At 59.8% G+C, this 15323-nt stretch carries 15 protein-coding genes; 9 read left to right on the forward strand and 6 right to left on the reverse strand.

From position 1 onward, the window contains the following. The 5 genes from IIA05_10435 to htpX form a co-directional block, all read left to right on the forward strand. On the forward strand, nt 1-212 hold a 212-nt coding region (locus IIA05_10435), incomplete at its 5' end, for a catalase-peroxidase (protein MCH9027522.1). Between the two features lie 39 nt (nt 213-251). Next, nucleotides 252-647, forward strand: a complete 396-nt coding sequence (locus IIA05_10440; protein MCH9027523.1) for a DUF3501 family protein — start codon at nt 252-254, stop codon at nt 645-647. Nucleotides 648-720: 73 nt separating this feature from the next. Continuing rightward, nucleotides 721-2607, forward strand: coding sequence for a DNA topoisomerase IV subunit B (parE, locus tag IIA05_10445; protein ID MCH9027524.1), 1887 nt, complete (start codon nt 721-723; stop codon nt 2605-2607). Nucleotides 2608-2640: 33 nt separating this feature from the next. Further along, entirely contained in the window at nt 2641-4890 is a 2250-nt protein-coding gene (gene parC, locus IIA05_10450) for a DNA topoisomerase IV subunit A (protein MCH9027525.1), read from the forward strand. A 79-nt stretch (nt 4891-4969) separates the two neighbouring features. Continuing rightward, nucleotides 4970-5857: a protease HtpX gene (htpX, locus tag IIA05_10455; protein MCH9027526.1), complete on the forward strand. Its 888-nt coding sequence runs from the start codon at nt 4970-4972 to the stop codon at nt 5855-5857. Between the two features lie 30 nt (nt 5858-5887). Here the strand turns inward: htpX and IIA05_10460 are convergent, their stop codons facing one another. Then, nucleotides 5888-7957 (reverse strand): EAL domain-containing protein, encoded by a 2070-nt coding sequence (locus IIA05_10460; protein ID MCH9027527.1) that lies wholly within the window; start codon nt 7955-7957, stop codon nt 5888-5890. A 179-nt stretch (nt 7958-8136) separates the two neighbouring features. On the opposite strand from IIA05_10460, the gene efp reads away from it, so the two are divergent. Next, nucleotides 8137-8703 (forward strand): elongation factor P, encoded by a 567-nt coding sequence (efp, locus tag IIA05_10465; GenBank protein ID MCH9027528.1) that lies wholly within the window; start codon nt 8137-8139, stop codon nt 8701-8703. Here efp and IIA05_10470 read toward each other — a convergent pair whose 3' ends face one another. From IIA05_10470 to IIA05_10490, 5 genes are read right to left on the reverse strand one after another with little or no spacing between them, the layout of a single operon-like run. Continuing rightward, entirely contained in the window at nt 8704-9174 is a 471-nt protein-coding gene (locus tag IIA05_10470; GenBank protein MCH9027529.1) for a GAF domain-containing protein, read from the reverse strand. It abuts the gene before it with no gap. Between the two features lie 12 nt (nt 9175-9186). Then, a complete protein-coding gene (gene genX, locus IIA05_10475; GenBank protein ID MCH9027530.1) occupies nt 9187-10149 on the reverse strand; it encodes an EF-P lysine aminoacylase GenX in 963 nt (320 codons plus the stop codon). Beyond that, nucleotides 10149-11030, reverse strand: coding sequence for a phosphatidylserine decarboxylase (gene psd, locus IIA05_10480; protein ID MCH9027531.1), 882 nt, complete (start codon nt 11028-11030; stop codon nt 10149-10151). The genes genX and psd overlap by 1 nt, the downstream gene beginning before the upstream one ends. Next, nucleotides 11027-11506, reverse strand: a complete 480-nt coding sequence (locus tag IIA05_10485; protein MCH9027532.1) for a copper chaperone PCu(A)C — start codon at nt 11504-11506, stop codon at nt 11027-11029. Before IIA05_10485 ends, psd begins: the two co-directional genes overlap by 4 nt. Beyond that, nucleotides 11472-12125 carry an SCO family protein gene (locus IIA05_10490; GenBank protein ID MCH9027533.1) on the reverse strand — a complete coding sequence of 218 codons (654 nt, stop codon included), beginning with the start codon at nt 12123-12125 and terminating at the stop codon, nt 11472-11474. Before IIA05_10490 ends, IIA05_10485 begins: the two co-directional genes overlap by 35 nt. Nucleotides 12126-12184: 59 nt before the next feature. Here IIA05_10490 and prmB point away from each other — a divergent pair, with 59 nt between their 5' ends. The 3 genes from prmB to IIA05_10505 are packed head-to-tail and all read left to right on the forward strand — an operon-like array spanning nt 12185 to nt 15223. After that, the gene (gene prmB / locus IIA05_10495; protein ID MCH9027534.1) at nt 12185-13105 is read left to right on the forward strand and encodes a 50S ribosomal protein L3 N(5)-glutamine methyltransferase; all 921 of its coding nucleotides are present in this window, start codon (nt 12185-12187) and stop codon (nt 13103-13105) included. Further along, entirely contained in the window at nt 13083-14189 is a 1107-nt protein-coding gene (gene aroC, locus IIA05_10500; protein MCH9027535.1) for a chorismate synthase, read from the forward strand. Before prmB ends, aroC begins: the two co-directional genes overlap by 23 nt. A 17-nt stretch (nt 14190-14206) precedes the next feature. Continuing rightward, nucleotides 14207-15223 carry an aspartate-semialdehyde dehydrogenase gene (locus IIA05_10505; GenBank protein ID MCH9027536.1) on the forward strand — a complete coding sequence of 339 codons (1017 nt, stop codon included), beginning with the start codon at nt 14207-14209 and terminating at the stop codon, nt 15221-15223. Nucleotides 15224-15323: the final 100 nt, after the last annotated feature.

Genomic DNA, 15323 nt, shown 5'->3' on the forward strand with positions numbered 1-15323 from the left:
CGGACACCGAGGACGTATTCGAGGGTCGCGATCGCGGGACGGGCGAGCTCAAGTGGACCGGCAGCCGCGTCGACCTCGTCTTCGGTTCGAACTCTGAGCTCCGGGCGATCGCTGAGGTCTACGGGAGTGACGACGCCGAGCAGAAGTTCGTTCGTGACTTCGTTGCTGTGTGGGATAAGGTCATGAATCTCGATCGCTTCGACCTTGCCTGATCTCAGCGAGGTGATCACTCCGCAACATACGTCGACGATATTCTAATCGAATTTCGGAGACTCTCTGACCTCGGCCCGTATAACTCGTTGATTCCGGATAGCAGTAATTTGAAGGCAACGATGCTGATCGAGTACCCGGATATCGTGCAGCGCCGTGTAAAATTAAAAAAACTGCTTGGCATCGAGGACAGGGTCTTCGTGCAGGTCGCCGGGCATGCGCCCGTGTTCGCCATCGCCGATGACGACCTGGAGCGCAGCACCGGGGAAAAAACTTCGGCCGTGCACTTTTTGCGTTTCGAACTGAGCGCGGAAATGATCGCCGCGCTCAAATCCGGGGCCGGCTTGTCCGCCGGCGTCGATCATCCGCATTACTCGTGCCCGGGAGAGCTGCTGGGCAGCGATCTGCTGGGATCCTTGCTCGGCGACCTCGCCTGAAAAAAGCCGTATCCGTCACCGTCGCGATCAGGTTAGAATCGCGGCTACAAAAGGGACTGCAGCTGGAATAAGGATGAGCCGCCAATATACCGCCTCCGACATCGAGGTCCTCAGTGGACTCGAACCGGTACGCAAGCGACCGGGTATGTACACCGACACCAGTCGCCCGAACCACATGGCCCATGAAGTTGTCGATAACAGCGTCGATGAAGCGCTGTCCGGTTACTGCAAAAACATCAAGGTGATTTTGCACCGGGACGGGTCGCTCGAAGTCGAAGACGACGGCCGCGGAATGCCGGTCGATATCCATCCCAAGGAAAAGATTCCCGGGGTCGAACTGATCCTGACCCGCCTGCACGCGGGCGGCAAATTTTCCGACCAGACTTACCAGTATGCCGGTGGCTTGCACGGGGTCGGCGTGTCGGTGGTCAATGCCCTGTCAAAAAACCTGGAAGTCTGGGTGCGCCGCGATGGCAAGGAATACAACCTCGGTTTCAGCGGCGGCCGGCTTACTTCCAAAATGGAGGTGGTCGGCGAGGTCGGCAAAAAGAACACCGGTACCACCATTCGATTCTGGCCGGATCCGCAGTATTTCGACAGCGACAAGTTTTCGGTTGCGAAACTCAAACACCTGTTGCGTGCGAAGGCGGTTCTTTGCCCCGGTCTTAAAGTCAGCCTGAAAAACGAAAAGACCAGGGAAAAAGACAGCTGGGAATACAGCGGAGGTCTGGACGAATACCTGATCGAGGAAATCGGCAATGGCGAATGGCTGCCGGAAGATCCCTTCGCAGGCAGTTTGCGGGGCAACGAGGAAGCCGTGGACTGGTCGCTGGTCTGGTTGAGCGAGGGCGGGCAAGACATCGCCGAAAGCTATGTCAACCTGGTGCCGACCACGCAGGGAGGCACCCACGTAAATGGTTTGCGCAGTGGCCTGACCGAAGCGCTCAGGGAATTTTGCGAGAACCGAAACCTGTTGCCGCGCGGTCTGCGGCTGGCGCCGGAAGATGTCTGGGAGAAGGTCAGTTATGTCTTGTCGGCCAAACTCAAAGACCCGCAATTCTCGGGCCAGACCAAGGAGCGCCTGTCGTCACGCGAAAGCGCGGCGTTCGTGTCGGGCGTGGTCAAGGACGCCTTCGCGCATTGGCTGAACCAGCACCCCGACACCGGCGACAGCATTGCCCAGATTGCGATCAGCAGCGCGCAACGCCGGCTCAAGGCCAGCAAAAAAGTGGTGCGCAAGAAAATCACCAGCGGACCGGCGCTGCCGGGCAAGCTGGCGGACTGTACCTGTCAGGAGCCGGAGCTGACCGAACTGTTCCTGGTCGAGGGCGATTCGGCCGGGGGCTCGGCGAAGCAGGCCCGGGAAAGGTTCAGCCAGGCGATCATGCCCCTGCGCGGTAAAATTCTGAACACCTGGGAAGTGGATTCATCCGAGGTGCTGGCATCCCAGGAAGTTCATGACATCAGCGTCGCGCTGGGTGTGGATCCTGGCAGCGATGACCTCAAGGGCTTGCGCTATCACAAGATTTGCATCCTCGCGGATGCGGACTCCGACGGCTTGCATATCGCGACGCTGCTTTGTGCTTTGTTTTTGCGGCATTTTCCGCAACTGGTCAGGCAAGGGCACGTGTATGTCGCGATGCCGCCGTTGTACCGCATCGATGTCGGCAAGTCGGTTTATTACGCGCTCGACGATGCCGAAAGGGACGGCCGCCTGGACCAGATCGCGGCGGAAAAAATCAAGGGCAAGGTGCTCGTGACCCGCTTCAAGGGCCTGGGCGAAATGAGCCCGTCCCAGTTGCGCGTGACCACGATGTCGCCGGATACCCGGCGGATGATCCGGCTGACCATCAGCGCCCGCGACCAGACCGAAAAATTGATGGACATGCTGTTGTCGAAAAAGCGTGCCCAGGACCGCAAGGAATGGCTCCAGAAAAAAGGCGATCTCGCCAGCATTTGAAAACTTTGATGATGCATTGAAACGGTACCCGCCATGAAAAACCAGGAACTGAATCTCGAAGGCATCGAGGAACAACCGCTAAAGGTCTTCGCCGAGCAGGCCTATCTCGATTACTCGATGTACGTCATTCTCGATCGCGCCTTGCCGAGCGTCGGTGACGGACTCAAGCCGGTGCAGCGCAGGATCATCTACGCGATGAGCGAGTTGGGTCTGTCCGCCGGGTCCAAGCACAAGAAATCGGCGCGCACGGTCGGCGATGTCATCGGCAAGTTTCACCCGCATGGCGATGCCGCCTGTTACGAGGCGATGGTTTTGATGGCGCAACCGTTTGCTTATCGCTATCCGCTGGTCGACGGGCAGGGTAACTGGGGGTCCACCGACGATCCCAAGTCTTTCGCCGCGATGCGCTATACGGAATCCCGCCTGATGCCCTATGCCAGTGTGTTGCTCAAAGAGCTGGGCCAGGGCACGGTCGACTGGCAGGCGAATTTCGATGGCACGCTGAACGAGCCGGTCACCTTGCCGGCGCGGTTGCCCAACATATTGCTAAACGGCGCCACCGGTATTGCGGTGGGCATGTCGACCGATATACCGCCGCATAATCTGAATGAAGTGGCCACTGCCTGCATACGATTGCTCGAAGAACCGAAAACCACCCTCGCCCAGTTGCTGGAACACATCAAGGGACCCGATTTTCCAACCGCCGGTGAAATCGTCAGCCCGCCCGAAGACATCCGAAAAATCTACGAAACCGGCAACGGCACGCTGCGACTGCGCGCGCGCTACGAAGTGGAAAACGGCGAAATTATTATCCACGAATTACCGTGGCAGGTTTCCGGCAACAAGATCCTGGAACAGATCGCCAGCCAGATGCGGGCCAGGAAATTACCGCTGGTCGATGACTTGCGCGATGAATCGGATCATGAAACTCCGGTTCGCCTGGTCATTTCGCCGCGTTCAAACCGGGTTAATGTGGATGAACTGATGTCGCATCTGTTCGCGACCACCGATCTTGAACGTACGGTGCGCGCCAATCTCAACCTGATTGCGCTGAACGGGAAACCCCGTGTTTTCGATCTCAGGGAACTGCTCAGCGAGTGGCTCAAATATCGCCTGGAGACGGTGACCCGGCGTCTTCGTTTCCGCCTGGAGAAAGTCGAGCAACGCATGCACCAGCTCGCCGGGCTGTTGATCGCGTACCTGAACATAGACGAAGTGATTGCGATTATCCGCAGCGAAGACCAGCCCAAACCGAAATTGATGAAGCGCTTCAAGCTATCGGACGAGCAAGCCGAATCGGTACTCAATTTGCGCTTGAGAAACCTGGCCAAACTCGAGGAAATCAGGATTCGGGCCGAGCAGGAAGAGCTGGCCGCAGAGCGCAAGACGCTGGAGCAGATGCTGGGCAGCAAGGCGCGGTTGCGCAAACTGATCATTAGCGAAATCAAGGAAGACGCCGAGAAATACGGCGACGCGCGGCGCACCGTGTTGCAGGAAAAGGCGGCAGCCCAGGCGCTCGACGAGACTGCGCTGGTGCCCAGCGAACCGGTTACCCTGGTGTTGTCGCGACGCGGTTGGGCGCGGGCGGCCAAGGGTCATGAAATCGATCCGCTGTCATTGAACTTCAAATCGGGCGATGCCTTCCAGGCCGCGGCAACGGGCCGCAGCAACCAGCTGGCGATTTTCCTCGACAGCACGGGCCGCGCCTACAGCCTGCCGACACATACGCTGCCATCGGCGCGCAGCCTCGGCGAACCGCTGTCCGGGCGGCTGAAACCGCCGGATGGCGCGGTTTTTGCCGGCGTCATGATGGGCGAGGCCGATGACAAATGGCTGCTGGCCTCCACGGCCGGCTATGGGTTTATCGTGCGCACCGGCGACCTGCAAAGCCGCAACAAGGCGGGCAAGGCGGCGCTCAAAGTGCCACCCGGCGCCGGCGTGGTCGTGCCGGCAAAAGTGGCCGGCGATGCGCAAGAATTGTGGGTGGTGGCGGCGACGAACGCCGGTCACCTGCTGAGCTTCCCGCTCGAAGAGTTACCCGAGATGGCGAAGGGCAAGGGCAACAAGATCATCGGCATTCCGAAAAAGCTGCTCGCCAGCGGCGAGGAAATGCTGATTGCGGTCGCGGTCATCGGGCCGCGGCAAAAGCTGACGATATTGTGCGGCCAGCGCCACATGACCCTGGGCTACCATGAAATGGATCGCTACGAGGGTTCCCGCGGCCTCCGTGGCGCGCTGCTGCCACGCGGCTGGCGCAAGGTGAGTGGTTTGCGAACGGAATAAAACGCGACCGAATGGGTCAAACAGTCTTGTAAACCGGGTAGCGACCCGCATTAATCGTCGGCATACGGAGAGAACCCAGATGAAACGAATCGTGCTTTTCCTGGCGACCAATATCGCCGTCATCCTGATCCTGAGCATCGTCATGAGATTGCTCGGCGCCGATCAGTACTTGACGCAGCAGGGCTACAACTACCAGGCGCTGCTGGTGTTCAGCGCCATATTCGGCATGGGTGGCGCGTTCATATCGCTCAGCCTGTCCAAATGGCTGGCCAAAAGGTCGACCGGCGCGCGGGTGATCGAGAGGCCTAATGGCGAAACCGAGGCGTGGCTGCTGAGGACCGTGGAGCGCCAGGCGCGCCAGGCCGGCATCGGGATGCCCGAAGTCGCCATTTTCCCCAGCCCCCAACCCAACGCATTCGCGACCGGCGCGAAACGGGACGCGGCGCTGGTTGCGGTCAGCGAGGGTTTGTTGCAGCAGATGAGCCGGGATGAAGTCGAAGCGGTACTCGGTCACGAGATTTCCCACATTGCCAACGGCGACATGGTGACCTTGACCCTGATTCAAGGGGTCGTGAATACTTTCGTGATATTCCTGTCGAGGATTATCGGCGGCATCGTTAACCGGGTGGTCTTCCGGTCGAATTCCAACTATGGCATCGGCTATTTCGTATCGGTCATCGTTACCCAGATCGTGCTCGGCATCCTCGCGTCGACTATCGTCATGTGGTTTTCGCGTTACCGCGAATTTCGCGCGGACATCGGCGGCGCGAAACTGGCCGGCCGGCAGAAGATGATCGGTGCGCTCGAAAGGCTGAAAAGTGCGCACGGGCCTGCCCAGTTACCCAAGGAACTCAATGCCTTTGGTATTTCCGGCGGCGGGGAAAGCGGCCTGAAACGGCTGTTCATGAGCCACCCGCCCCTGGACGAGCGGATCCGGGCGCTGCGCGAGGCCAATCTTCATTCCTGAGCAGGACGACCGGTTTATAACCGCGTTTATTTATTGCGCGTTCGGCTCGCCGGCGAGCACGACATCGGGTTCCTGCACATAAAAGCCCTGCATGTATTCGACGCCGAGTTGCCACAAAGTCGCCATGGTATTCGCATCCTGGACTTGCTCGGCGATGGTCAGCACCCGGTGCTCATGCGCGGCGCGTACAAGATCGCGCACCTTGTCCTGCAGATCACTGTTGCCGGCAATGCCCTGCATCAGCGAGCCATCGATTTTTGCGTATCTCACCGACAGCCGTTTGAGCAACTCGGCGGAATTTCGGCCAGTGCCAAAATGCTCCAGGGCCACTTGGCAACCGAGGGAAACGAGCTGTTTGGAAAGCTTGATGCTGGGTTCGACCTGTTGCGCGACATCGGATTCGGTGATCTGAAATACCAGTTTGTCTGCCGGCACTTCCTGTTCGGCCAGTTTTTTGCCCAGCCAGTCGATCAGCGAAAGATCGACCAGCGAGTCCCTCGACAAGCGGACGAAAACCTGGTCGGGATTTTTCGTCTGACAAAAGGACAGTGCGGCGCCGATGACCCAGCGGTCTATGGGCTTCATCAGGTTGTTACGCTGGGCCGCCGGTAGAAAATCATTGGGCAATATCGCGTTGTCCTGTTCATCGAGCATGCGCACCAGCAAATCGAAAATCGCCTGTTCCTTGCCGCCGAGGGTGGCGATCGGCTGATGCAGGAGACGAAACCGGTTCTGGATCAATGCGCTCTTGATGCGTTTGACCCAGGTCGCATCGTAGGCCTGGACCCGGGTATCGGTTTCGCTGAATTCCATGACGCTGAGGCAATTGCCGCCCTTTTTCCTGCCCTTGGCGTTTGCGATCTCGGCGTTTTTCAGCATGTCGCCGGCATCGTCGGATAGCGCTTCCGGCGGGACCATGCCGACGGTAACGGTCAGCGAAATCGACCGGTCTCCAGCGGTATAGGTGTGCTCCGCCATGCGCTGGATCAGGTTGTCTACCCAGGCATCGACGTCCCGGCTGTTGCCGCGGGCCAGCAACGCGCAAAAAATATTGCCGCCAAAACGTCCGTACAAGTCGCCGGGCTGGGTCAGCTCCTTCAGCAATCCCGCCATCTGCACCAGTATGCCTTCGGTCGCCAGTGGCCCGATTTCCTGGGTGATCGAGCCGAACTGGTCGGGTTTCAGATAGATCAGCGCCCGCACACCGCTGGTCGGCTCGCGTTTCATGATGGCGGACAGGCGTTTGAGAAAGTGCATTCGCTGATACAGGCCAGTGGCCGGGTCCAGATGCAGGGCGCGTTTCAACTTTTGTTCCGGCGCCCGGTTTACATCGTGATCGGCCGCGATGGTGATGATTACGTCGCTGTTGCCGGCGCTCGCGGACTTTTCGAGTTTCAAATCCAGCGGCAGGCTGCTGCCATCGCTGATCAAGGCCGAGGCGCTGATCAGATCCAGTTGCAAGCGGCCCAGCGCACAGGCAATCAGTGCGCCTTTGAGGGTGACGTGACTGGAACGAGCGAAGAAATCCAGCAGCGGCTGGTCGAGCAGTTCCTTTGCACTGGTGCGGCCAAACTGTTCCAGCCAGGCCGGGTTTACCTTGGTAATGATGCCCTCGCGGACCACCGCGATCGCTTCCGCCGAGCTATGCAGCGCGGCGGTCAGCTGGTTCTTGTAATCGCGAACCGTCTGGCCAGCCTTGTTCAGCGCTTGTTCCAGCCGAAACGCGCGCAGTTCGCGGGTGACCACCGCCACCAGCCGGCTTGGAAAATTCAGGGAAACCACGTCCTGGGCGCCGATTCTCATTGCGGCGGCGATCCGGTTCTCGTCGACCTCCCGGGAGCAAACGATGACCGGAATGCGGGAGGCGAAGCGGTCCCTGATCTTGATGATCGCTTTCATCAGTTTATCGACTTCATCCTGGAAAACGACGATTAGCTCGGGGTTGATCTGGTTCAGACCGTCGCCCAGCTCGTTGACCTCTGAAATCCATGAACACTGAACCGGATGGCCGGCATTGCGGATGATCTTGTTGAGCGCTTCGACCTGGTCCTGTTGTCCCGCGATCACTATTAGCGGAATCGCGTCGGTGTGTCTTACCATAGCAGCCTCCCTGCGCAACGGTACCCTGATTTTTTTTCTTATGGCTCGCTACTATAGCCGATAACGCATTGAAAAATTGCGTTTTTTGCACACCGGCAGCGCCCGGCCCGAGCTCCAGCCAGGCATCTTATCTGGCTATGGCTGAACGGGTATCATCTCCATTTAAGACAGGAAAACCGATGGCGAGTTACAGCACCAACGAATTTCGATCGGGACTCAAGATCATCATCGATCAAGATCCTTGTGTGATCGTCGAAAACGAGTTTGTAAAGCCGGGCAAGGGGCAGGCATTTAACCGGGTCAGGATAAAAAACCTGAAAACCGGGCGGGTCGTTGACAAGACCTATAAATCGGGCGAATCGGTCGAGGCGGCCGATATCATCGAAACCGAGATGCAATATCTTTACGCCGATGCCGAGTTCTGGCATTTCATGGAGCCCGATACCTACGAACAGCACGTGGCCGACGCCACCGCAGTCGGCGATTCGAAAAAGTGGCTCAAGGATGGAGACCTCTGCCTGGTCACCTTGTGGAACAACACACCGCTGATCGTCGCGCCGCCCAATTTCGTGCAGTTGAAAATCGTCGAAACGGACCCCGGGTTGCGCGGCGATACGGCGCAGGGCGGGATCAAGCCCGCCCGCCTGGAAACCGGCGCAGTGGTCAAGGTCCCGTTGTTCCTGGAAGAGGGCGAGACGGTCAAGGTGGACACGCGCAGCGGTGAATACGTGTCCAGGGTCAAATAATCAGCAAAGCTGCTCGCTGTTGTTGAGATACAGATCGGCCACGGTCTCCAGGCCTTGCTGATCGATCGGGTCGAAACGCGCCAACCGCGGGCTGTCTATATCCAGCACGCCCAGCAAGGTACCGTCTTTGAGCAGCGGAACCACGATCTCCGATCGGGAGGCGCCATCGCAGGCGATATGGCCGGCAAACTCGTCGACATTGTCGACGATCAGGGTCTGCCGGTTTTCACCGGCGGTGCCGCACACCCCCTGGCCAAGCCCGATGCGCACGCAGGCCGGTTGGCCCTGGAACGGACCGAGGACCAGCTCCGTGCCCTTGAGAAAATAAAAACCGACCCAGTTGACCTCATCGAGCTCCATGAACAGCAGCGCGGCCAGGTTGGCGGCATTGGCGATCGGGTCGTTCTCGCCGCTGAGCAAGCCTGCGGCCTGCGCGTGAATGCGCGCGTACAGTTTCTCCTTGTCGCTCATGGCTGCACCTTACTATGCCCGGGCAGTATTGAAAGCCATCACCTCGGCGATATCGTTGCTGCCGGCTGCCAGCATGACCACCCGGTCAAAACCCAGGGCGACGCCGGAACAAGCCGGTAGCCCCTGTGCCAACGCGGCGATCAAGCGCTGGTCGATGGCGATCGCGGGTCTGCCGGCCCGCTCGCGCAGCTCGGCGTCATGGGCAAAACGTTGTCGCTGTTCGACCGGGTCCACCAGTTCCTGAAAACCGTTGGCCAGTTCCATGCCCTGGCAGAAGACTTCGAAGCGTTCCGCCTTGCCCGGGTCGTCCGGGCACAACCGGGCCAGCGCCGCCTGTTCCGCCGGGTAGTTATAGATCACTGTCGGCTTTTCGTGACCCAGCCGGGGGACCACCAGCGTGGAAAAAACGAAATCCTGCAACGCGGTCCCGCTTGCCCGATCGGGGATGGCCACCCCCTGCTTATCGAGTGCCGCCAGCCACTTCTGCTCCGCGGGATCGTCCGCGCCTGTCCCGGCAAAGCGCTCGAGCGCTTCCGCGTATTCGAGAAACTCCGGTTCGGCCAGACCGGGCTGGTCGAGCAAGGCGGCCAGCAGCTCGCAGACTTCGCTGGCCAGATCCAGGTAAGTCATCGCCAGGCGGTACCACTCGATCATCGTAAATTCGGGGTTGTGCCGGCGGCCGGCTTCGCCGTCGCGGAACACCCGGCAGACCTGGAAAATGTCGCCGCTGCCGGCAGCCAGCAGCCTTTTCATGTGGTATTCGGGCGAGGTTTGCAGGTAAAAATCAGTCTCCTGGCCCGCCAGGCGAGTGACCAGGCTATCGATGTGCAGGTCGCTAACCGTGTGGGCGCCGATGACCGGCGTCTCGACCTCCAGCAGCGAACGGGCGGCGAAAAAAGCCCTGGCCCGGGCCAGCATCGCGGCGCGCAGCCTGAGTGTTTTATTGCCGCTGCCGGGTCGCCAGTCCGCGTCCATCAGTCGACCCCTGGCCTTGCTTGCGCGCTGGCAAGCGCCAGGGTCTGTCCGAGTTCGACGGCCTGGCCGGGCGCCATTGCCGGGTCCAGGCGGACCGCGTCCCGGGCAAACAAGACGATCACGGTAGAGCCCATGTTGAACCGGCCCATTTCAGCGCCCCTCGCCAGGCGTACTCGCTCATCGTCATAACGTCGGTAATCGATGCGGCGCTCCTTGCGTGGGGTAACATCGCCCGCCCAGACGGTCGCCATCGAACCGACGTTGAACGCGCCCACCAGTATTTGCACAAGCCGTCCGACGGCGGTCGCAAATTCGCAGACGATGCGCTCGTTGCGGGCGAACAGGCCGTCGACGCCGCTAACCGTCGACGGGTTGACGCTGAAAAATTTTCCGGGGAGATAGCGCATCGATAACAACGTGCCGTCTATCGGCATATGCACCCGGTGATAGTTGCACGGCGCGAGATAAACGGTCGCGAAACTGCCGCCATCGAAAACCGCGGCCAGTTCCGCGTCGCCGAGCAACGCCGCCAGGGTGTACGACCTGCCTTTGGCTTGCAACACACGCTGGCCATCGATCTGCCCGGCCTGGCTGACGGTGCCATCCACCGGGCACAGGATTCTTGCGGCGGGACCGCCGAGGGATCGAACGCCGGGTCTCAGTTCGCGGGTGAAAAATTCATTGAAACTCGCGTAGTCGCTGATCTTTGGTTTCAGCGCCTCGTCCATGCGGATCGGATAGAGGCGGCAGAATGCGCGGATGCACAGGTTTTTGAACCAGCGCAGGCGAAGCCGCGTCAGCCGGAAAACCAGGCTGGAGATCAGCCGTTTTGGCAGCAGGTACTGCACGACCACAAAAACCGAGAAGCCGGCTTTGTTCATTGCCCGGCTTTGACCGGAACGCGAAGCGCCAGGTCCGGCTGATCGGCAAAATGCAATACCAGGCGCACGGAATCCCCGGCCACCAGGTTTGCTTGCGGGTCGATCAGCATCAAGTGCGTTCCGCCCGGGCGCAACGATTCCGCCTGGCCCGGTCCAATCGCCAGTTCGCCGATCATTCTCATCCTGGCCACGCCGTCGTGCATGGTGGTGCGGTGGATTTGGACCATGGCAAACGAATCGCTGCTGACGCCGGTCAGCGTGATCGCGGTGGACAGGTTGTTGTTGATCACCAGGTAGGCGGCAAGGCGTTGCGCGCCCGGCGGCGCTTCGCGGATCCACGCAGCGCTGGCGGTAATGGCGCCCGGTCGCACGCAGGCAACCAGCAACGGCAGAAGAAAAAATAATGTAGCCGCGGTGCGCAAACGCCGGCAGCAGCGGAAACTATGTGTGGCCGGTGATAATGAGATAGTCGTCAATGATTTGTTCCGTGATATGCGGTGCGCTGAAAATTCCGCTCAGCCGCCCATCGGGGTCGATCAGGAAAAGCGTCGTGGAATGATCGACCGTATAATTTTGTAGTTGGTCTTCCTGACCGGCCCCAGTCTGCTTTATGGGTGAGTAATTGACCGCTACACCCAGCTCGCGGGTCAGATTCTGGATACGGGCGAACTCACCGGTGAGGCCAATGAAATCAGGATTGAAATACGGCACGTAGGCGGCAAGCTTGTCCACGCTGTCGCGCATCGGGTCCACTGAAACGAAAATTACCCGCGGCGGGCGCTTGCCCTGGTCGGCGATTCCGCCGACGACGCGATTCAAAGTGGCCAGCGTCGTCGGGCAGACATCCGGGCAATTGGCAAAGCCGAAAAACAGAATACTCCAGTTGCCGGCGAGATTTTCCTTGCTAAAGGCTTGTCCGGAATGGCTCAAAAGTTCAAACTCCGGCAGCGGTCTGGGCGCGCGCAACCAGGTGGCGTTGATCGGTTCGAGCGCGGCCTGTTCAGCCGGTATCAGGAAACGGGCGACGACGACACCACCGGCCAGTGCGGCGACGGCCAGCAATACGATCCATGGAGATTTTGCAGCAACAGGCATGGCCGCGCATTATCACACAGCGGCAAGTTTTCGGCATCGGGAAAAACACAAAGCAGCAGATGGACCAGCAAACAAAAACGGTGGCGGATTTTATCAGGCTCGGCACCGTGCAGCTGGAGGAGGCCGGTGTGCACTTCGGTCACGGCACGGACAACGCGCTGGATGAAGCGGCGTGCCTGGTATTCGACGGGCTTGGCCTGGCCCATGAAGATGCCGGCAAACTGGCGGACATGGAACTGGACCAGGCGCAGCGGGAAAAAGTATGCGCGCTTTTTGAACGCAGGGTCAGCGAAAGAAAACCCGCCGCGTATCTGACCGGCAAGGCGTGGTTTTGCGGCTTGCCTTTCAAAGTCGATGAACGGGTGCTGGTTCCCCGCTCGCCGATTGCCGAACTGATCGAAAGCGGGTTTCAGCCATGGATCGCGCCAGGGCAGGCCGGCAGCCTGCTCGATCTGGGTACCGGCAGCGGTTGTATCGCGATTGCCTCGGCCATGGCATTGCCGGACGCGCAGATCAGCGCCAGCGATTTGTCAGCGGATGCGCTGGTACTGGCGCGGGAAAACGCAGCGTTCCATGGTTTGTCGGAGCGCATCGAATTTATCCACAGCGATGTGTTTGCAGGCCTGCGGGGACGAACCTGGGATATCATCGTCAGTAACCCGCCATATGTTGCGGAACATGAAGTGCGCGCACTGCCGGCGGAATATCGGCACGAGCCGGGGATGGGTCTGGCGGCGGGACCCAGCGGTCTGGATATCGTCGATCGTATCCTCGCGCAGGCGGTAGCGATGTTGAACCCCGCCGGCGCGCTTTTTGTCGAAGTCGGCGAGAGCCGCCAACGGCTCGAACGGCAATATCCGGACTGGCCGTTTACCTGGCTGGAATTTTCGCGCGGTGGAGAAGGCGTATTCCTGCTCTATCGAGAGCAAATTGTGAACCAATCGGAGCAGCGGACCCATGTCGGGAAACAGCATCGGTAAATTGTTCGTGCTGAGCAGTTTTGGCGAAAGCCATGGCCCGGCGATCGGCGGTATCGTCGATGGTTGCCCGCCCGGGCTGGAATTGAGCGAGGATGATTTGCAGCGCGACCTGGAGCGCCGCCGCCCGGGCCGTACGCGACACACCAGTCAGCGGCGGGAACCGGATCGGGTGCGGATACTTTCCGGTGTATTCGAGGGTAAAACAACGGGTGCGCCGATCGGCCTGCTGATAGAAAATGTCGATCAGCGCTCGCGCGACTACCAGCAGCTCAAGCATGTTTTTCGCCCCGGCCATGCCGACTACACCTATCAACAAAAATACGGGATACGCGACTATCGTGGCGGCGGCCGCTCGTCGGCGCGGGAAACCGCGATTCGGGTCGCTGCCGGCGCCATCGCAAAAAAATACCTGGCCGGCAGGCTGGGCGTCGAGATCCGCGCTTACCTGGCCCAGCTTGGGCCGTTGCCGTTGCAGGCGGTCGATCTGGCGACCACCGATGACAATGCATTTTTCTGCGCGGACCCGGGGCGCGTGGCGGAGCTCGAAACCTTTATGGATGCATTGAGAAAATCCGGCGATTCGGCTGGCGCGAGGGTCAATGTCGTGGCCCGTGGCGTGCCGCCCGGCCTGGGCGAACCGGTTTTCAGCCGGCTCGATGCCGATATCGCCGCCGCGATGATGGGCATCAACGCAGCCAAGGGCGTGGAAATCGGCGCCGGTTTTGGGTCGGTCGAACAAACAGGCAGCGTACACCGCGACCCGATGCGCCCCGACGGCTTCGTCAGCAACCACGCGGGCGGTATCCTGGGGGGTATTTCCAGCGGCCAGGAGATCCTGGTCAGCGTGGCTTTCAAACCGACCTCCAGCCTGCGGCTGCCGGTCGACACCATCGACGATCAGGGTAAGCCGGTGATAGCGGTCAGCAAAGGCCGCCACGATCCCTGCGTTGGCTTGCGTGCCGTACCGATCGTCGAAGCGATGCTGGCGCTGGTGCTGATGGATCATTATCTGCGACACCGTGCGCAGAATCAGGACGTCGTTTGTGAGACGCTGCCGATACCGGGTTCCCTGGCACAGACATAACGGGCCTCAGGTCGCAAATGGCGAAAAAACTGAATATTGCAGTGGTTGGCGCAACCGGCCTGGTCGGGGAGACGATGCTGGATATCCTGGCCGCGCGGGAATTTCCCGCGGACAAGGTTCACGCCGTCGGCAGCAAACGGTCCTTCGGCAAGACGGTCGAGTTCGGCCGTCGTGAGCTGCCGGTCGAGATGTTGTCCGATTTCGATTTTTCGAAGATGGATCTCGCACTTTTTTCGGCCGGCGCAGCGGTTTCCGCCGAATATGCCGAAAAAGCGGCTGCCGCCGGTTGCGTGGTCATCGATAACACCTCGTTTTTTCGTAACGACGCCGACGTTCCGCTGATCGTACCGGAGGTCAATGAGGACAAAATACAGAATTATCGCCAGCGAAACCTGATCGCCAACCCGAATTGCTCGACTATCCAGCTGGTCGTAGTCCTCAAGCCGTTGCATGACGCGGCGGGTATACGCAGCGTACGCGTCAGCACCTACCAGTCGGTGTCGGGCGCGGGCAGGGAAAAGCTCGAAGAGTTGGCGAGGCAATCGTTGGATCTGCTCGCCGGCAAAGGACGCAAGGATGGCAACGCGGACATCGCGTTCAATGTCTGGCCGCAGATCGATGAGTTTGAGGATAACGATTATACCCGTGAGGAAATGAAAATCGTCTGGGAGACCCGTCGCTTGCTCGGTTTGCCTGAACTCCCGATCAGCGCGACCGCGGTCCGCGTGCCGGTTTTTTTCGGCCACTCGGAAGCGGTCGCTATCAGCACCGAGCAACCGCTGAGCGCCAGCCAGGCCAGGGACCTGCTTGGCCAGGCGCCCGGCGTAAAACTGATGGATGTACCGCGGGACAAGGTGTTTCCGACACCGGCGCTGGATACGCCAAACACGGACGCCGTCTTTGTCGGCCGGGTGCGGGAGGACCTGGCGGGTGATCATGGGCTGAATTTGTGGATAGTCGCGGACAACGTCCGAAAAGGGGCTGCTTTGAACAGCATACAAATCGCTGAAATATTGGTAAAAGCCTATTTGTAAGCTATAGTTAGGCGCTGAAACTAAAGAGGCTTGTTAGGTTGGCGGGGGTTGTCAGTCCGGCAAGCGAATGGTTGGTTGGCAGATATTCTAGGGAGTAGGA

Source organism: Pseudomonadota bacterium (assembly GCA_022572885.1).
Lineage (GTDB): Bacteria > Pseudomonadota > Gammaproteobacteria > Steroidobacterales > MnTg04 > MnTg04.